The organism is Microbulbifer sp. TYP-18, from assembly GCF_040932045.1.
GTDB lineage: Bacteria > Pseudomonadota > Gammaproteobacteria > Pseudomonadales > Cellvibrionaceae > Microbulbifer.
Window position 1 is genome coordinate 1 of the sequence record NZ_JBFRBC010000024.1, and the last position, 19,219, is coordinate 19,219.

The following is a 19,219-nucleotide window of genomic DNA, read 5'->3' on the forward strand; positions in this document are numbered from 1 at the left end:
CAGGGCGCCGATGTTCTCACCCGCACGACCTTCGTCCAGCAGCTTGCGGAACATCTCCACACCGGTACAGGTGGTGGTGGTGGTTTCCTTGATACCGACGATCTCAACTTCATCGCCAGTGTTGATCACACCGCGCTCTACACGACCGGTCACTACGGTACCGCGGCCGGAGATGGAGAATACATCTTCGATGGGCATCAGGAACGGCTGGTCTACGGCGCGCTCCGGCTCAGGGATGTACTCGTCCAGGGTTTCCACCAGCTTCTTGACTGCAGTGGTACCCATTTCGTTGTCGTCCTTGCCTTCCAGCGCCATCAGCGCGGAACCGATGATGATCGGGGTGTCGTCACCGGGGAATTCGTACTGGTCGAGCAGTTCGCGCACTTCCATTTCCACCAGCTCGAGCAGCTCTTCGTCATCGACCATGTCCGCTTTGTTCAGGAACACAACGATGTAAGGTACACCTACCTGACGGGACAGGAGGATGTGTTCGCGGGTCTGCGGCATGGGGCCGTCGGCAGCGGAACATACCAGGATAGCGCCGTCCATCTGCGCGGCACCGGTGATCATGTTCTTGACGTAGTCGGCGTGTCCGGGGCAGTCCACGTGGGCATAGTGGCGGACCGGGGACTCGTACTCCACGTGGGAGGTGGCGATGGTGATACCGCGCTCGCGCTCTTCCGGGGCATTGTCGATGCCGTCGAAGGCAACGGCGTCACCGCCCCAGACTTCCGAACATACGCGGGTCAGGGCAGCGGTAAGGGTGGTCTTGCCGTGGTCTACGTGACCGATGGTGCCCACATTCACGTGGGGCTTGGAACGTTCAAACTTTTCTTTTGCCATTGCTAGCCTCCTAATATAGACACAGACAAAGCCCGCACCTACTTCCGGAACAGGCGCACCCGAGCAGCGAAACCCAAAACCCGGATACAAATAACCGCAGAGACCTCTGCCCCCGCGGTCATAAGAATGGAGCTCATGGGCGGAATTGAACCGCCGACCTCACCCTTACCAAGGGTGTGCTCTACCCCTGAGCTACATGAGCGTTTAACTGCCACAATCTGTCACCCGAGGGCGGCACAGCGACAGCACCCCGGAGATCACTACCTCGCCGCCGATCACCGACGGCACATCCCGAAACTCCGGCACTACGACTTGGAGCGGGCAGCGGGAATCGAACCCGCATCATCAGCTTGGAAGGCTGAGGTTCTACCGTTGAACTATGCCCGCGAACGGGAGACTCCAGACACAGGCCCTTCCATCTCCCGCTGGCAACACTGCCCGGCCCGGCGGCCGTCCAGCGTGTCAAATTGGTGCAGGGGGGTGGATTCGAACCACCGAAGCTTTCGCGTCAGATTTACAGTCTGATCCCTTTGGCCACTCGGGAACCCCTGCTCGAAAACGGCGTGTATTCTCTACACCAGCCAGAGCGCTGTCAACAATTTTCCCTTCAAATTCACAGACTTAACTGCACAATCCGACGACTTGCAGCGCGGGAAGCAAAATGGAGCTGGCGAGAGGAGTCGAACCCCCGACCGGCTGATTACAAGTCAGCTGCTCTACCAACTGAGCTACGCCAGCCCTTTCCCTCACTATATGGAACCCGCTTCGGCCCCTAAGTGGAGGCGGGATTCTAGGGGATGTTCCCCCCACAAGCAACCGTTCCCGGCCGGGAAATTTGCCTTCTCAACCACCGGCGGATTGTCCTGGCCCGGGGTTGCCGGAGCGCACTTCCTCACAGAGGTTCTGACGCAAACTGAGCTGCGGATACTCCAACTGCAGCTCCTGCCAGAACTCCTCCGCCAACTGCCCGCTGCCCCCGGGGGGGATAACCAGCCAGAGCTCCGCATAAGTCTGGGGCTCCTCGCGCATAAGGACATCGATACCGCGTCCGCGCAAGTCGTCAACCAGTGATGCGGCGCGACCCCGCTCGGCAAAAATACCAAACGAGATGCCGTTGCTGAGGGAGCCTTTGGGAATCACATAGCTGTCGATTCCCTCGGCCTGCAACTGGCGCAGTTTGTGCAGCGCCTCGCGTCGGGAGCCCATCGGTGCCAGATAGACCCAGTAGCGCATCTGCCCCTGCATTTCTATGTTGCGCAGTTGCGCCGTCACCTCCAGGGCCCCCAGGCGCTGCACAATATCCTCGCCCTGATACGCTTCTTCGAACGGGCCCAGTATGGTGCAGAGCTGGTCCTCCGCCGCTTCCGGCTCCACATGCTGCGGCGGCGGAGCCACGGCGGCAAGACTGCTCGCCGGCACCTCGCTGAGCAGCTGTATCCGCTCCCCCTGCGCCTCCTTTGGCGGTGGCTGCACAGCGGGAGTGTCGACGCTCTGTCCCAGGGTCTGAAACCAGGCAAAGAGGCCAGCATTGACGAGAAACAGCAGTAAAACTATCCAGCGCATAGGGTTTATATGTGAGTCAGAGTTATGGGTTGGTGAGCGCCAGTCCGTCGAGCACCAGGTCCGGCACTATCTGGTAAGGCCACTCACAAAAAGACGAGATCAGCGCAGCGTCACCGCCCGTCAGCCACAGGCGCGGCCCCGCACCACCGCTCTGGAACTGAAGCAGCCGCAGTGAACGCTCCACAGCCCCCAGTGCCATCAGCAGCAGTCCGCGGTTGACCGCCTCCTCGGTGTCCCGCCCGGGACTCAGCGACATCCCCGGAGAGGGGTCCAGTGCGACCTTGACCGCGTCGGTATCCCGAAACAGCGCCCGGTGCATCAATTCAAGTCCCGGCAATATATAACCGCCCAGGTGCTGACCGCCAGCCCCCAGCAGATCCAGGGTCAGCGCACTGCCACAATCAGCCACCAGCGCCGGACCCGGATAGCGCTGGTGGGCGGCCAGCACCGCCAGCCAGCGATCCACCCCCAAGCGGCCCACATCCCGATAGGCGCAGGTGACACCGGCACAGTCTGGCTCCACACGGGCAAACTCCACCGGCAGACCGAACCTGTCCCCGATGACCTGCTGCAGCGCCCCGGCGACCTGCGCCCCGGCCACATTGGCCGCGCGCACCCGCTGCGGGCGCACCAACGCACTTTCCCCCGACAGCAGACCGCGGTGGAGATCGGCGTAGGACAGACTGCCTCGCGCCATCACCGCGCCAGCCCGGAGCTGGCGCCATTTGCCGCAGGAGTTTCCCAGGTCAAACTCGAGAATCACGGACATGCCTCGCGCAGCGACAATTCACCGCCGTGGAAGCGCTGCAGCCGGCCATCCAGCTCCAGCAACAATGCCCCCGACGCGTCCACCCCGCGGGCCACACCACACCATTCCCGCTGCGCCGAGCGCAGAATCACGGGGCGGCCGGCAAACTGGTCCAGTTGCACCCAGGCGTCCCGATAGGGGCCGAACCCCTCCCCCGGATACTGCTCCAGCAAGGGCAAAAGATGGTTGAGCACCGCCGCCGCAACCCGATTGCGATCCAGGCCGGGCCTGATACCCGCCAATTCCGCCCAGGGCTGGTCGATAGCCGCCGCACTCTGGGGCGACAGGCGAAAATTGAGCCCTATGCCGATTGCCACAGCGCAACTGTCCGTGAGGTCCCCGCTGAGTTCCAGCAGCACTCCCGCCAGCTTGCGCCCCCGCCACCAGATGTCGTTGGGCCATTTCACGCGCAGGTCCGGCACATCAAACTCGGCCATCGCCCTGGTCAGTGCCACACCCACCGCCAGACTCAGCCCCTCCAGCAGCTGAACGCCACCACTGAACTGCCAACCGACAGAAAAGTGGATTCCGCCACCAAAGGGACTCACCCAGGGGCGACCGCGGCGGCCGCGGCCAGCCGTCTGCTGCTCCGCAAACATCACCACCGCGTGTCCGCATTGCCGCTCCAGCAGCTCCAGCATACGGGCGTTGGTGGAATCCACCTGGTCAACCACCTGCAAGCCGCCCAATAGGGCGCGCGCGCCCGGGTTTAAATAGGAGTCGATCGCCGCCGGCGACAACAGGTCCAGCCCACCGGGGAGGCGATAGCCACGCCCCTTCACAGACTCCAGCACTATTCCCCGCTGCTCCAGCTTCTGCAGCTGCTTCCACACTGCCGCACGGCTCACGCCCAACGCGGAGCCCAGGGATTCCCCCGAATGCACCTCTCCGTCGGCCAGCAGTTCCAGCACCGGGCGCAACGTCTGCAATGGATTGTTACGGGACAATTTCAGCTTCCCAAATAGCGGCGGTGGTAACGGTGGCCCAGGCCGGTAAGAATTTCGTACCCAATGGTTCCGGCATGGGCGGCGACCTCATCCACCGTGAGTTCGGTGTTCAACACCTGAATCGTCTGCAGGGCATCCCGGTCCGCCGGCTCCAGCGCGGAAATATCGTAGGTGGCGGAGTCCATCGACACCCTGCCCACCATCGGCAGCCGCCGGCCACAGGCCCAGCCGCAACCGCGACCCGCCTGAGAGCGCAGTATACCGTCGGCATAGCCACCCCGCGCCACCGCCAGCCAGGTACCGGCATCCACCGACTGGGTTGCGCCGTAGCCCACCTGGCGCCGCTGGCTCACATAGCGCGTCTGCACCACCGGCAGGCTCAGTTCCACCACCGCGCGCATGGGGTTTTCCCTCCCCGGCGTGGGGTTGATACCGAAGAGGGCCGAGCCCGGGCGGGCGATATCGAAGTGGTATTCCGGGCCGAGAAAAATACCCGATGAATTGGTCAGGCTGAGGCGAACCTGCGGCAACCGCTCGCGCAATCGCTCTGCAGCGCGGCGAAAATTTTCCAGTTGCACGCGGTTGAGCGGATGCTGAGACTGGTCCGCGCAAGCCAGGTGACTCATCAGCAGGCGAATATTTGCCGCCCTCAGTAAAGGGAGGTCCTGCAGCAGAACATCGAAGTCCTCCGCAGTCATTCCGAGGCGGGTCATCCCCGTGTCCACTTTGAGCACCGAGGGCGCCGCGACCCCTGCCCGCCCGCAGGCCTCCACCCAGGCCCGCACCTGCGGCAGGGTAAACAACACCGGCAGCAGGCCCGCACCGATACAGCGGCCTTCATTGCCCGGCCGCACCCCGGTGAAAACTGCGATGGACACATCACTGCCCAGCAGGGCACGCAGCTGCTCCCCCTCGGCCTGAGTGGCGACAAAAAAGTCGCGACAGCCGCGTCGATACAAAGCCGGCGCCACATGCTCCATACCCAGGCCGTAGGCATTGGCCTTTACCACTGCGCCACAGCGGCTGCCGTCGGCCAGGCGTTCGGCCAGGTCCTGATAATTAGCAGCGATGGACTCCAAATCGATACTCAGCAGCCCCTCGCGGGAATCGTTCATGCCCTCACCAACCTCTCTTCACCGGCTATGCGGCCCCCAGCAGGCTCTCCCGGCGCAAGGCCCGGGCGCCGACTAATATACACAGCCCCACAGCCGAAAGGGTGACCAGGGAGCCGGCCAGGGCCATAGGCACAGATACGGGCTCCCCCGCCATTAACAGGTTCAACCACAGTTGCTGACCGAGAAACGGGATCAGCTGCCAGGCGGAGGCCTCCAGGTCGATACCGGACAGGTTCCACACCACCAACAACATCAGCGGCAGCCCCTGCAAAATATTCAGCTGGATCTGGGCATCCTTGAAGGACCGCGAACGCAGTGCCAGCAGTATCTGCAATACCGCCACCAACAGTGCAAGCGGCAGCAGCAACAACCCCATCACCAGCGACGACCAGGCGTCGGCGGAAAACTGGACGCCGATATCCGCCAGAGGCAGTAGCGCAAAAGCGATGGTTAACACCGCCAGCGAGATCAGCGCACCTAGCCATCCTATGCTGGTCACCGCCAGCACTTTTGCCACTATGATCTGCCAGCCTCGCAATGGCTGCTGCAGCAATATTTCGATGCTCATACGTTCGCGCTCCCCGGCGGAGGTATCGATCGACGGGGCCGCACTGCACACCAGCAACGCCGAAATGAGCAGTACCTGGACCAAGGTACCGAGCACCGCCACCGCACGGCTGGAGGGTGTACTGACATCGCGCACCTGCAATTGCCAGGGAGCCAAAAGCCCGGGGGCAATGCCCTGCGCCGAGAGGCGCTGTTGCGCAACGATTCGCTCCAGTCCATTCAGGCGCGCCTGCAGAAGTTGCGCACCCCGCCCACCGGATTGCTCCGAGCCATCCAAGTATAAATAAATCTGCGGCGTCGACAGGTCCCGGTAGCGCTCCTCGAACGCCGCCTCTATCTGCAGCACCAGGTCATACCGCTCCCGCAGCAGTTCCGGCGGGGAGCCCTCATCCAGGAGTTCCAGTTGCAAGCCATCTCCCCGCAACCGCTCCACCAATAGCGGCGCATATTCAGCACCGATAACCGCGACATTGGCATGGTCTTCAGACAACACCTTCAGGGACAGGGAGCCGGCGCCGACCATCAGCGCGGGAAACAGCAGGGTGAAAGCCGCGGCGATCATCAGAGCGCGCCGGTCGCGCCAGACTTCCAAAAACTCTTTGCCCGTTAAAGCGCGCATCTGCCGCGAGAACAAATCCTTTACCACACTCATGGCAGTGCCCCCTGTTTATCCATTAGCTCCCGCTCTCCATAGGCGAGCGCGACAAAACTGTCCTCCAGGTTGCCACATCCGGACTGTTCGTTAAGCGCATCCGGCGTGCCATCGCCAACGATGGTGCCACCGGCCATAACCAGCACTGTATCGGAAAGCTCCAGCACCTCCGCCATGATATGGCTTGAGAACAGTATGGCCGTTCCCTCCGCGCGCAATCGCAACAGCGTTTTGCGCAGCAAGCGGGCGGCCAGCACATCCAGACCCCGGGTGGGCTCATCGAGAATCAAATGGCTGGGCCTGTGTACCAGTGCCCGGGCCAGGGAGACCTTCATGCGTTCCCCCTGGGAAAACCCCTTGATGCGCCGGTCCCAGAGATCGTTCAGTTCCAGTTCCGCGCGGATACACACCAGCGCCTGCTCCAGCTCCGCAGCGGGCACTTCCTGGGCACTGGCAAAAAAGGACAAATATTCGCCGACAGTGAGGCGCTCGTACAAACCCTCCCGGTCACCGATGATGCCCAGCTGTCGACGAATGGCCAAGGGGTGGCGGGCCACATCCAGACCGCCCACTGAAACCTCGCCCCCATCAGCTTTCAGCAGACCGGAGATAATACGCAGACAGGTCGTCTTGCCCGCGCCGTTGGCGCCCAGCAGCGCAGTGATGCGGCCGTCGGGCACGGAAAAGCTGAGGTTGTGCAGCACCCGCCTGCCCGCAAACTGTTTGTTGACTGATTCAACCCGGATCACTGCCGCGCCCTCCGATTTCCATTTGCTCCCCCGCCTCCCCGCGCTGTGCCCCCAGCTCCGGTCCGAATTTGTCGACCATGAACGGGGGCCTTTGAATCTCCTCTACGCAGCCCGGATCCAGCGGGGTCTCCGGCGCCTTGAGGAAGCGCTCGATCAGTTCGGGGATACAGCCGCGGGCAGAATTGGAGTGCCCGCCCCCCGCCACGACCAGGTGTTGCTTGTCGGTGAGATAATCCAGGTGTGTATCCGCATAAACCGGCGGCGTAATCGGGTCCGCCTCGCCGGAAATCAGCAGAACCGGATGGCTCCTGGACTCCGGTTGGGGGTAGGGCCTTTCAGCCACCGGCCATACCCGGCAACCCCGCTCAAACAGGGCTACATAGGCTGTGCCGAGAAACGTATCCGCACTGTCACTGGCAACCTCCTCGTCGCTGGTCCGGCTCAGCTCCTCGGCGCAGGCCACCGAAAAGGTGAGGCCCAGCGACATGTTGTTCCCGCGCAAAACGCCTTCAATTGCCGCCAGGGGGCGATAATTGCCACTGCCGGCCTGCTTGATGGCATAGGGTAGTTGCGCCGCGGTTTCCGGCAGGTAGAGAGCGCCGCGGATGATGTTCAGCAAAATCCAACGGGGTACCGGCTCCCCGGTAAGCACACCGGTATAAGGGTCGGGAAACCGGCGGGTATCATTGTCCCAGTCCTGCTGCAGCTGATCGAGGTCGGCCCGCCAGTCCCCGAGCCGGGCACAGGCCGGGTCCCCGGAACAGTCCCGCTCCAGTTTGCGCAGCGCCTGTTCCGCCGCCGTCGCGGCTAAAAAAACCTTGACGTCAATGGGCGCCACCGCGTCCAGAACCAAGCTGCTCAAGCTTTCCGGGTACCATTGCTGGTACAGCAGGGCTGTGCGGCTGCCCCAGGAAACGCCCCACAGGGCAATCTTTGTATGCCCCAGATACTGCCGCACCCGCTCCAGGTCATCGACCTCCTGGCGGCTACTCAGGGAGTTGGCGAAGTCTTTCTGTTGCAGATAGCAGTCCGCCAGCTGTGCGGAAAACACTTCCAGGTCGTCGGGGGGGTCCAGCTTCCAGCCACAATCCAACGGCTCTGAGCGCCCTGCACCGCGGCGATCCACCAGCACTATCGCGCGCTCCCGGTTTATCCTGTCAAACAGATTCAGCAGTGGCGCCAGGTCACTGGCCGCCTGGCCCGGCCCCCCGGCGAGTAAATAGAGTGGCGCCCTGCCAACTTCGTTTACCGCGGGCGCCACCATCACCGCGAGATCTACTTTTGTCACCCCTTCACCAACGGTGAGACGCGAACACTTAAGCGCACTCCTCCAGCCATCCAGGTAGCAGTCACGGCTATCCACCGCTTCGGACCAGACTACCTGGGACAGGCTTCCGTAAAGCATGGCTACAACAGTGCCAAGCCACCGCATCCAGGTCATAACCGAACTCCCCCTCAACAAAATACCAAGCCCGGCAGTATAGCCAGCAACCATCGCTTTTGGCCGCGCATTCTATTACAGCCAATTACATTAGCGCCCACTCACCCACAGTGGTAAGGTGCCCGCTTTACAATACCCGTCCCCTGTCCATGAGCTTTTCAGACCGAGAAAAACAGTTGATCCGTGCCGCCTTTGCCTGGGGACAGACCGCCCAGAGGGAAGGCTATGTCCTGACCGACTGGGAAATCGAGAAGTCAGTGCTTTTTCGCCGACTGCTGTCCGGGCGCCCGCCTTTACTATTCCCTCCACCACTGCGCCACGGCTTTCCCTGGTACGAGGTTATCGAGGGTCGTGCTGAACATGTCGTCAACGCAATGGAAGCCCCGGCGCAGAGTGGTACCGGTATTCTTATCGACGGGTCCCTCTGGCGCCTGGTACAAACCCTGACCGAGGGCGAGGACTATATCGTAGCCTGGGGCGACTACCCCATGCGCTGGAGGCTGCGGAAACACTGGAAAGTGAACAGCGCAATGACCCGGCAGCTACGCAGTTTCCGCAGCAAAAATCCCGGCGCAGCGGTCGGCTTCGAGGGCAGTTCGGAGCAGAGGGAATGCGATGAGTTTCGCATCGACGAACAACAGACTGTCTCGCTGGGCGAGTGGCAGCTCAGCCGTATCGGCCTGTCGGGATGGGTCTGGGTCGGCACTCCCGTAGCGCCGCCGGCTGACTCCGCACTGTGCCCCCTGCACAGTGACCCCGAGGGTCCGCTGCTTATCGGCGAACAAAATAGAGAACGCGGCGCAGGATGGCTGAGGATGGAGAGCGCCGATGGGGAATTCCGTTTTCTCAAGCTCGGCCAGGATCTCCACTATCAGAGCCTTATCGAAACAGCCAGGTCCAACTGGGAATCCCTACTCCACGGTGTGGAAGGTGACCAACTGGAGATCATGGATTGGTGCGATCAAACGGCCCAGCGCCAGTTTGAGATTTCCGCCCAACTGGTGCCGCTGGAAAATTTTGGCTTTGACGGGGCCAGTCTCGATCTGCTGCCGGAAAATCTGGCAGGCTGCTGAAAAAGCCCTGCGCGGCTTTTTCAGCCCGGGGTTGCGGCGCATCGGACCAGGATGCAATCACTACCCACCAATTACACAACAAAAAAAGCCAAACCCTGCGGTAGTCACTGAAGGATGGAGACAGCGATGAGCGGCACCAGGAGTCCCGACTGCGGGACACAGACACCGGACGCCGCGACAGTGGCAGAATCCAGCTGCGCCGACAATCCGCCGATGAGGCCTTTCCTGATCCTTTGGACAGGGCAGGCGCTGTCACTGGTCGGCAGTCAGGCGGTCCAGTTCGCAATCATCTGGTGGCTGACCATCCAGACCGGCTCCGCCACCGTGCTCGCTACGGCGTCGCTGTTCGGCCTCCTGCCCCCGATCCTGGTCGGCCCATTCGCAGGGGCCCTTGTCGATCGCTGGAACCGCAAACAGGTAATGCTCGCCGCCGACGCCCTGGTGGCGGCCACATCACTGGGGCTAGCGGCACTCTTCCTGCTCGACATGGCGAGTGTCGAAACTGTGTTCGCCGCACTCCTCCTGCGCGCGATCGGATCAACCTTCCATGCACCGGCGATGCTCGCGTCCACGACACTGATGGTCCCCGAACGGCACCTGACCCGCATCCAGGGCATCAACCAGATGATGCTGGGCGGCATGCTCGTCATCGCCGCGCCCTTGGGCGGACTCCTGGTCGCCACTCTCTCAATGAGCGGCATCATGCTGGTGGACGTGGGTACCGCGCTAATCGCAATCCTGCCGCTGGTCTTCATCCGCGTACCTCAGCCCGAGCGATCCAGCGAGGAGCGGTCGTCCACTGGGGTCCGCGGGACCTTGCGGGACGTAGGCGAAGGATTCACCTACCTGCGCGAGCGGCCCGGCCACATGGGCATAGTTCTGATCGCTATGGGCGTCAATATGCTGCTGATCCCGGCCTTCTCACTACTGCCACTGCTTGTGAGTGAGGAGCTGACAGGAACAGCGACCGACCTCGCCTGGACCAACTCGATGTTTGGCATCGGCTCGTTTGCCGGTGGAATCCTGCTGGGAATCTGGGGCGGGTTCAGGCGGCGCATCCTGACGACCCTGAGCGGCCTTATGGCCATGGGCATCGCGACCCTCGGGGTGGGAATGGCGCCCAGTGTGCTGGCCGTCGCCGGTGCGATGTTCGCGATCGGCGTCATCACGGCAATGGTCAACGGCCCTATCCACGCAATCCTTCAGGCGACAGTCGCCGCGGATTTTCAGGGCCGCATCTTCTCGCTGGTGGGCAGCCTCGCCGGCATCACTGCCCCGGTGGGTCTGCTGCTCGCCGCACCCGTCGCCGAGCTGGTCGGTGTCCGGGCCTGGTACATCGCCGGTGCCGCCGGCTGCATACTGATGGGGCTCTCCGGTTTCCTGACCCCCGCGATCCTGCGCATAGAGGGGGAAGCGGAAGTGACCGTCGAAGGGCCGCAACCGACTACCGCCGATTGACGCTGCCTGGTACCGCCGTTATCCCAGGGATAAATGAGGGCCTGTTGACACTAACTCAATCGGTCCGGCCATACCGCTTGCAGCTTAACAGGGACTCTTGGGCCGCAAATCCAGCATGTGACTGCCTGATTTGTCGAAGAGAGTTAGCGGAAAGCCAGGAAAAGCTCTTTCAACAACCTGATAAAGGCTGGCGCTTTTTTATACTCAGCGGCCGGACTATCGCAATCGCTGGCTCGCAGCGGGATATTCAACACTTATACACAAACTCGCCCCGGTTTTCTGTTGGTAACTTCAGACTGTTAAGACCTGTCCACCGCTGCCAACAGCAGCAGCTCATAGGGTGACTCCAGCTCGATTTTGCCCCCCTCTACCGGCACCTGCTGGCCGGAATAGAAGTCCCGCACCAGCTCCCCATCGGCGAAGACCCCATACACAGGTATGGACTTCCTGCCCGGTGCCAGGCCCAGGGATACCAACACCGGCTTTTCACTGTTCAGTGTGCGCGAAAACACATAGGGCTGTTCCGACAGCATTTTGTGCACCCCCGCACCCACCGCCGGATGGGCCTGACGGAACTGCCCCAGCTTTTGCCAGTGCAACAGGATGGCCTGTGTCTGCGGCTCGCCCAGTTGGTCCCAGTTCATAAATCCGCGCAACTGCGCATCGCCCTGGGCATCGGTCATATGCAGGGGTCGCGCCAGTTCATCGCCGTAGTAGATTTGTGCTGCTCCAGGTGCCAGCATTAATTTGGTCGCCGCCTCCCGGGCATGCTGACGCCGACGATCGAACGAATGCATATCGTCATGGGAAGCCAAATAATTGAGGATGGCCACCCCGTCCAGGGCACCGCCGTGCAGATCCCCGGAGTAACTGGCGAACAGTGACTCGGTATCGCCCTTGACGCGCCGGGCAAAATCGAAATTGATCAGGCTGTCAAAGCCGTAGTCGAAAAAATCCACCTGGCGATCGCCAAAATCGTAATTGCGGCCCTCACTCGCACCAAAACTGTCGGCGCCAAAGCCATAGACCTCCCCCAGCATAAAAAAACCCCGGTCATCGGGTTTCTCCCCGGGGTTGTCCGCTTTCCACTTAGCCAGCGCCCGGCTCGCCTCCCGCTTCAGCAACCGCCAGACTTGCGGCTCCACATGTTTGGCGGTGTCCACGCGAAAACCGTCCACACCATAGTCGCGCACCCAGTCGGTGACCCATTTAATGAAATAGTATTTCGGCGCGCGGGGGTATCCGGTGCGGGCGAAAAATTCGTCCAGCTCAGCTTTTTCCCGCTCCAGGCGCCCCTCCCGCTGCCACTTGGCCACCAGCGCCGGCGGCAGTGCCACCGGCGCTTCACTTTCGGTGCGGATATCCGGCAGGTTGGCAACCAGGGTGCAGCGCACGTTGCCGGCAAAGCCGGACCAGTTGCACACCGGCTCGGTGCGCACCCAGGACAGCGGCGCCCGCGGGTCGCGACCGGTCACCGGACCTGTGTGGTTGATAATCACATCCAGCAACACACGAATACCGTGTCGGTGCGCCGTGCGGACAAATTCCTCCAGCAGTGCCTCACTGCCAAAGTTGCGGTCGACCGCGGTCCAGTCCTTTGGCCAGTAACCGTGGTAGGCGTAGGTGCGGCCGGTGCCCTCGTCAGTCGCGCCGTGAATCTGCTCGTACAGCGGCGAGACCCAAATGGCGTCCACCCCCAATTGGTTGAAGTAGCCCTGGTTGAGTTTGTCGATCACCCCCTGCAGATCCCCACCCATAAAGCCGCGCAGGGGCCCTGCATCCGCTTGCCGGCCATAGGACAGATCGTTGTCGGTGTCTCCGTTGGCGAAACGGTCCGGCAACATAAAATAGATGGTGGCGTTATGCCAGAAGGGGTCGGCAGCGGTGCTGCATGAGACGGCGGCAAGTACAAAGGCGGCAAGGGTCGGGGCGATTCGTATCATAGTTATGTCTCCGGACTCGGCGCCGGCTGTGGTCAACCGGGCAACCCACTCTAATCGCTCCCGGAACAGCCGCATCCTCCCGCAGGGGGCGTAGATGGCGCATGCTTGCGCCGACACTGGTATGCGGATAGCTTATCAACCTGACGGCCGGACAAGGTTTTTATCACCCGCCGGATAGCCACCAGTGAAACCGCGCCCGCCAGTCACGGTCAAAGGCTCAAGGGGCGCCTGGTGACAACCTGGCGCCCGCTCCCGGCCGCAAACCGGATACCCAACCAGCTTAAGGAGGTGAGGGAATGTCAGAGCATCAGTCCGCCCGAGTCTGGATCGCCGGCCTAATCGTCCTTGCCGCCCTGGCGGTAGGGGCCTACTTTCTCGTCAGCACCGGCCCCCAACCTGAGCCTGCTCCACCACCGGTGGTAGAGCCCGAGCCTGAAGCCGAGGTGGCCCCCATCCCGGAACCGGAGCAGACACCGGTGCCGGAGCCGGCGCCGGAAACCCAACCGCAGCGACAATTGCCAGCACTCAACGACAGTGATGCCATTGTGCGCAACGACCTACTCAGCCTGGCTCCAGATGGTGCGCTCGGGCGCTGGCTGGTGACCGACGAGGTAATCCGCAAGTGGGTGGCCGCCGTCAACGCGGCCTCCAGCGGCGAAATGATGGCCAAGAACCGCCCCTACAACAGCCCCCGAGGCACACTGTTGGTGACTGAGGAGGGGCCCACCGGGATGACACTGTCGGAGGGGAATTACCGGCGCTACGACGCACCGGTAAGATTGCTGGCGATGATGGACAACGACGCCGCTGTGGCGCTCTACCGTTTCTGGTACCCGCGGCTGGCGGAAGCCTATAGGGAACTCGGTATTCGCGATAAGCGCTTCCACGATGTGGTGCTCAAGGCGATCGATCGGGTACTGGCAGCACCGGAAGTGGATCAACCCGTGCAACTGGTGCGCCCGTCGGTCTACTACAAGTTTGCCGATCCCAAAATTGAAAAACTCCCGGGCGTACACAAACTCCTGATCCGCATGGGCCCGGACAATGCGGCGCGGGTAAAGGAAAAACTGCGGGCGTTGAAAGCCGACCTTGAACAGTTGCGAATGGAAAACTAAATAAGGTGCCGGGTTAGCAAAAAGGCAGGTACTCCTCGTGGGCCGGCAGACTTTTTACTGTTCCGTCGATCAGGGTTTTCAGGCTGGCCATCAACTCATCCAACTGCCGCTCGGACAGGGTGTCGGCGATGGGGTGATAGTCCTCAGGGACTATACCCTGCCCGAGCATCACCTGCTGCCAGGCCTCCTCCGTGAACAGATCGTCGTAATCCCGGAACACCTTGCCCGTGTGCCGGAAGAGTTCGATTTTATCCGCTAATGTGGACGGAATTTCCATCGCCTCGCACTGGCGCCAGAAATCTGTGTCCCGGCGCTGATTCAATTTGTAGTGCAGGATTATAAAATCCCGGATGCGCTCCATCTCCACCTGTGACTGGCGGTTGAACTCAGCCACCTCCGCGGGCCTGATACCACGATGGGGAAAGGATTTGATCAGACGTGTGGCAGCGGACTGGATCAGGTGGATACTGGTGGACTCCAGCGGTTCCAGAAAGCCGCTCGACAGCCCGATGCTCACCACATTTCTGTCCCACTGATTGCGGCGGCGGCCGGTGCGAAACGGTATGATGCGCGGCTCCGCCAGCGCCTCGCCATCCAGACTGTCCATCAGCGCCTCCCTGGCCTGAGCGTCGCTCCAGTGATCGCTGGAGTAGACGATACCGTTGCCGCTGCGATGCTGCAGGGGAATGCGCCACTGCCAACCGGCGGCCCGTGCTATGGAGCGGGTATAGGGAATCGGGGGGCGGCTGCCGGCACTGGGTACCGCCATGGCCCTGTCGCATGGCAACCACTGCGACCAGCTTTCCAGATCGATCCCCAGCGTTTTTTCAATCAGCAGCGCGGCCAGACCGGTGCAGTCCACAAACAGCCCGGCGGCAATCCGCTGCCCGCCCTCAAGGGACAGGCTTTCCACAAAGCCGTCCCGGGGGCACAGCTGCACACCGCTGACGGTACCCTCGATTCTGTGGACGCCTTTGTTCTCGGCGAAGCGGCGCAGAAACTGTGCATAGAGCCCGGCGTCAAAATGATATGCGTAAGAGATACCGGGCAGGTTGGTGCCTTTGATCTGCGCCAGCGGTGCAAACCTGTTGTGAACTGCGGCCTGGTAATTGAGCGAATAGTCCCAGTAACTGGATGTGCCGCCGGCGTGCCGGTGCCTGCACCAGAAGTGGTGGAAATCACAGAAGGGAAACTTCTTGCCGACACTGCCAAAGGCGTGCATATAGCTCTCGCCCTGACGGAGCCAGTTTTCGAACTGGATACCCAGTTTGATGGTGCCCTTGGTGGCCCGGAGAAATTCCCGCTCATCCAACCCCAGGGCTTGATTGAAATTGACGATCGGCGGAATAGTAGCCTCGCCGACACCGACAGTGCCGATGCGGTCCGATTCCACCAGAGTAATGGAAATTGCTTTGCCGAGTACCTTGGCCAAGAGTGCGGCGGTCATCCAGCCAGCGGTTCCGCCACCCAGAATCACGACTTTTTTGATCTTGGCACCGCTCACTGAAACCTCCACCGCAAAAGCAAAAATCAAAAAGCCCCTGCAATGACAGTATCACAAGGGCGCGCAACGACTTGACAGCCCGTTGAAAAGCCTTCCCTGGCTTTCCGCAACCCAAACCCCCCAGTTCGGAACAACAGGCTGTTAAACTTCAGCCACTGGCCTTACAGCTGGTAACTGAAACCCAGCAGATAGGTCTTGCCATAGCTCTGGAAGTCGCGCACCTGCTGCGCATTGCCGTCGCTCAGGGTGGTGAAGGGCTCGTCAGTCAGGTTTTGTCCCTGCAGGAAGACCGACAGCCCCTCCAGTCCACCGATACCGGACTCGGCAAAATCGTAACCGATCTGAGCATCGACGATGGTCTCACCCACCACATCCACCTGCTGACTGTCGAATCCAACGCCGTAAACTTCTCCTTTAAAGTCATCGCGTTTGCGCAAACTCACACGGGCAGAAAAACCATAATTTTCATAATAAGTGGTCAGATTCTGGATGCTCTCGGACAGGCCGGGCAACTGGAAATCATTGCCGTTCTGATCCTGAATATCGGACTCGATTCCCGTATGGCTGGCGAGCAGGCCGAAACCATCCAGGCTTTCGCTAAAGAGATTAAATGGCAACGCCAGAGACAGCTCATAACCGGTCAGGGTCCCGCCACCGGCATTCACCTTACCGGAGGCAGTTGCCGTGGAATTCCCCGGCACTTGGCCTGTGGCCGGGTTGGCGACACCCACCAACTCCAGGGTGTAGTTGTCGTCGAAGTGCCATTGGCTCAAATCCTTCCAGAAAATAGCCGCGGAAAAGTAACCTTCCTCACTGAAATAATTTTCGTAGGTGAGATCCACTCCCACCGCTTCTTTCGGCTCGAGCGTGGGATTGCCGCCACTGATGCTCCAGTTGTTGCCATTGTCATCCGGCTGCTGGTTGTAGGTAACTTCCAGGGACGCATTCATCTCATCCATGCGTGCGCGGGAGATGGTCTTGGCGGCGCCAAAGCGCACCGTCTGCTGGTCGTCGATCGCCAATGCCAGATTCAGACTCGGCAGAAAATTGCTGTAATCATGGCTGATCCGAGTGGGCTCGGCGATCACCAGTCCATCTCCGTTAACCTGACCGGCAAAACCCCGGGAGCTCTGCTCGGTGTAGACATAGCGCATACCCGCATTACCGGTTAGCGGCAGGCCAAAAAGCTCAGTGTCGAAACCCGCCTGGACAAAGGCGGCGGTGACCTCCTCATTGACACTATAGGACTTGGTCAGGTGCTGGATACCGGTCAGCGCTTCATCGGTCAGCTCATAGAAACCGTCCGCCAGCAGAGCGCCAGAGTCGTAGGCAATCATGTCGCCCATACCGATAAAGTCCAGAGATACACTACCCAGGCGGTACTGCTCCGGCACGGCCACCATATCAGGGAAGTCCCTCAGGGTCATATAGAACCCCCGGGAGCGCTTGACTTTTTCGCGCTCGCGGAAGGAAACACCGTATTCGATTTCGGTTACGATACCGGCGTCCACCATTTGCGCAGCGGCCAGTTTCAGTGAGGTCAGCTCGTCGTCGATTTCCGGGGCATTGAGGAAACCGTCCTGGGCCGAGTTAAAGTAGCTGTCCCCCTCTTCAAGACCATATCTGTCGTTCAGTGCGGAACTTGCCCCCCAGCTAAGCGGCCCCCCCAGCCTGATCAGGTCGAAGTCGCTGTAATCCAGGCCGTGGCTAAATTTGGCACCGGCATTACCGGAATTGAAGGTGTAGCCCAGGGTATCGGCCACACCCTCGCTGTCGCCGCGACCGGTGCCAGCGTAGCTTTCGAGGCTCCAGATCTGGCGCTCCACCGCGGAATGGCTGGCATCGAATTCCAGCTGTAAAGTGTCGCTGACATCGTATTTGGCATTGAAACCGAAGGCGCTCAGCTCGGCATCACGATTTTCCATATCATTGCGCACCACCACCCGCTGGCCTTCGGTGACCGCACTGGAAACAAAACCAGTGTCGGGATCTACCACGGCCGAATCCGCACTGATGGAACCCTGCCCCCAGGCGAATGGCACCTCGATACCGCGCAGGATTTTCTCATCGGAAAAATCCACATACAGAGCATCAAAAGTGGTGTGCAGTTTTTCGGTCGCCTGAGCCTCCAGCACCAGCATTGCGCTGTCGCGCTCCAGTACCGAGGAGCGCACAAAGGGTTTGGCACCGCCGAGGATGGAAAAAGTCTGCCCCTGGTGGGTAAATTCCGGGTAACCCCAGGCATTCCAGCGCTCTTCCTGGTTGGGAGAACTCATGGTGTTATAGGCGAAGGCCACGCCGAACCTGTCGTCGGCGAACTGGTCGATATAGGAAAAGGTGGCGCGGTGCCCACTATCCTCGCCATCCGGGTTCAGCTTGTCGAAGCTGGTCATCTCGTACTGACCATTGAACTGAACCACACGGTCGTTGCGTTCCAGCGGCTTTACCGTCTGCAGGTCGATCACCCCGGCGATACCCTCGGCCTCGATACTGGCCTGGGGCGTTTTATAGACGGTTACGCCACTCATGATTTCGGACGGGTAGAGATCGAACTCAACACCGCGGTTGTCGCCAATGGACACCTGCTCGCGCCCGTTAAAGGTGGTGGCACTCTCGTTCTCGCCAAAACCGCGGATAGTTACGCGGCTGGCACGGCCATCCAGGCGCTGGGCCGCCAGGCCGGGCAGGCGGGAAATGGCTTCGGCGATGGAGGAATCCGGCAGCTTGCCGATGTCCTCTGCGGAGATAGCTTCGACAACGGCCTGGGCATCGCGCTTGGTGCCGATGGCGTCCACCACACTCTTGCGAAAACCGGTCACTATGACTTCTTCAAGAGGTCCGGTTTCCTCCCGCTCCTGCGCATCGACGCCGACAGAGGCGGTCATAGACGCCGCAATTGCAGCGGACAGCAAAGCCGGCCGAAAGGGCCCCTTTGCACGGTTGGATAGACTCATCATCTTCTCCCTGGACTTATCGTTATAGTGAGACCCTGCATCCTAGGTCTGCCCATCGTCCTTGCCATCCTCCCCCGAGGGGGGAGTAGGCGGGAAAATTTGAAGCCCCGTTGGGGAGTACTTCCTATGCCGCACCGGATTATGGTTTCGGGTACTTTCTTCGCCCGCTGTTAACCAGGCAATCCAATGGACGATTCCTCATCGATTGGATCGTCGCCCCTGAAAACCTGCACGATTACGCGGAATCGCTTGCTTCCAAGGGCTAGGAAGCCTCTGATTAATTCAGTACTGCCTCAGCGGAGCCTGTAGCACCGCTTGGCAAGGCACTGCGCGAAGATCAAGGCTGGTTGTCCTTGACGAGCACAGCAACACAGTCCAAGTGGCGCCACAGCCCCGCCCTACGGGGCTTTGCGTCGACTTAACCATAGGTTCCCTAGCGCCGACCTCTGCCCGGCGGTGGCACATCCTTGTACCACATTAAACCGGC

General features: G+C 61.0%; 14 protein-coding genes and 4 tRNA genes. 3 read left to right on the forward strand and 15 right to left on the reverse strand.

Translation table 11 applies throughout. The annotated features are described in order from the left end of the window. The 12 genes from ABVT36_RS15650 to ABVT36_RS15705 form a co-directional block, all read right to left on the reverse strand. On the reverse strand, positions 1 to 843 hold an 843-nt coding region (locus ABVT36_RS15650; protein ID WP_368457379.1), incomplete at its 3' end, for an elongation factor Tu. Positions 844 to 970: 127 nt separating this feature from the next. Then, positions 971 to 1,045, reverse strand: a tRNA-Thr gene (locus ABVT36_RS15655). A 111-nt stretch (positions 1,046 to 1,156) separates the two neighbouring features. Continuing rightward, positions 1,157 to 1,230 (reverse strand) — tRNA-Gly (locus ABVT36_RS15660). An 81-nt stretch (positions 1,231 to 1,311) separates the two neighbouring features. After that, positions 1,312 to 1,395, reverse strand: a tRNA-Tyr gene (locus tag ABVT36_RS15665). Positions 1,396 to 1,505: 110 nt separating this feature from the next. Next, positions 1,506 to 1,581: transfer RNA gene (locus ABVT36_RS15670), tRNA-Thr, on the reverse strand. A gap of 105 nt (positions 1,582 to 1,686) precedes the next feature. Next, positions 1,687 to 2,406, reverse strand: a complete 720-nt coding sequence (locus ABVT36_RS15675; protein ID WP_368457380.1) for an SPOR domain-containing protein — start codon at positions 2,404 to 2,406, stop codon at positions 1,687 to 1,689. 22 nt (positions 2,407 to 2,428) lie between these two features. Continuing rightward, entirely contained in the window at positions 2,429 to 3,175 is a 747-nt protein-coding gene (locus ABVT36_RS15680) for a type III pantothenate kinase (protein WP_368457381.1), read from the reverse strand. Next, a complete protein-coding gene (birA, locus tag ABVT36_RS15685; RefSeq protein WP_368457382.1) occupies positions 3,166 to 4,161 on the reverse strand; it encodes a bifunctional biotin--[acetyl-CoA-carboxylase] ligase/biotin operon repressor BirA in 996 nt (331 codons plus the stop codon). The genes ABVT36_RS15680 and birA overlap by 10 nt, the downstream gene beginning before the upstream one ends. A 2-nt stretch (positions 4,162 to 4,163) precedes the next feature. Next, entirely contained in the window at positions 4,164 to 5,276 is a 1,113-nt protein-coding gene (gene alr / locus ABVT36_RS15690) for an alanine racemase (protein ID WP_368457383.1), read from the reverse strand. 25 nt (positions 5,277 to 5,301) lie between these two features. Next, a complete protein-coding gene (locus ABVT36_RS15695) occupies positions 5,302 to 6,495 on the reverse strand; it encodes an ABC transporter permease (protein ID WP_368457384.1) in 1,194 nt (397 codons plus the stop codon). Next, positions 6,492 to 7,244, reverse strand: coding sequence for an ATP-binding cassette domain-containing protein (locus ABVT36_RS15700; RefSeq protein WP_368457385.1), 753 nt, complete (start codon positions 7,242 to 7,244; stop codon positions 6,492 to 6,494). Before ABVT36_RS15700 ends, ABVT36_RS15695 begins: the two co-directional genes overlap by 4 nt. Further along, positions 7,231 to 8,685 carry an alpha/beta hydrolase gene (locus ABVT36_RS15705; RefSeq protein ID WP_368457386.1) on the reverse strand — a complete coding sequence of 485 codons (1,455 nt, stop codon included), beginning with the start codon at positions 8,683 to 8,685 and terminating at the stop codon, positions 7,231 to 7,233. The genes ABVT36_RS15700 and ABVT36_RS15705 overlap by 14 nt, the downstream gene beginning before the upstream one ends. A 149-nt stretch (positions 8,686 to 8,834) precedes the next feature. Between ABVT36_RS15705 and ABVT36_RS15710 the strand changes: the two genes are divergently transcribed. Beyond that, the gene (locus tag ABVT36_RS15710) at positions 8,835 to 9,758 is read left to right on the forward strand and encodes a hypothetical protein (protein ID WP_368457387.1); all 924 of its coding nucleotides are present in this window, start codon (positions 8,835 to 8,837) and stop codon (positions 9,756 to 9,758) included. Between the two features lie 126 nt (positions 9,759 to 9,884). Beyond that, on the forward strand, positions 9,885 to 11,216 hold the full coding sequence (locus ABVT36_RS15715; RefSeq protein ID WP_368457388.1) for an MFS transporter: 1,332 nt from the start codon (positions 9,885 to 9,887) through the stop codon (positions 11,214 to 11,216). Between the two features lie 299 nt (positions 11,217 to 11,515). On the opposite strand, the gene ABVT36_RS15720 is transcribed toward ABVT36_RS15715, so the two are convergent. Further along, complete coding sequence (locus ABVT36_RS15720; RefSeq protein WP_368457389.1) at positions 11,516 to 13,159, reverse strand: alpha-amylase family glycosyl hydrolase; 1,644 nt, start codon at positions 13,157 to 13,159, stop codon at positions 11,516 to 11,518. A gap of 296 nt (positions 13,160 to 13,455) precedes the next feature. Here ABVT36_RS15720 and ABVT36_RS15725 point away from each other — a divergent pair, with 296 nt between their 5' ends. After that, entirely contained in the window at positions 13,456 to 14,274 is an 819-nt protein-coding gene (locus ABVT36_RS15725; protein ID WP_368457390.1) for a DUF3014 domain-containing protein, read from the forward strand. A gap of 13 nt (positions 14,275 to 14,287) precedes the next feature. On the opposite strand, the gene ABVT36_RS15730 is transcribed toward ABVT36_RS15725, so the two are convergent. After that, complete coding sequence (locus tag ABVT36_RS15730) at positions 14,288 to 15,808, reverse strand: tryptophan halogenase family protein (RefSeq protein WP_368457391.1); 1,521 nt, start codon at positions 15,806 to 15,808, stop codon at positions 14,288 to 14,290. 131 nt (positions 15,809 to 15,939) lie between these two features. After that, positions 15,940 to 18,732, reverse strand: coding sequence for a TonB-dependent receptor (locus ABVT36_RS15735; RefSeq protein WP_368457392.1), 2,793 nt, complete (start codon positions 18,730 to 18,732; stop codon positions 15,940 to 15,942). Between the last annotated feature and the right edge of the window lie 487 nt (positions 18,733 to 19,219).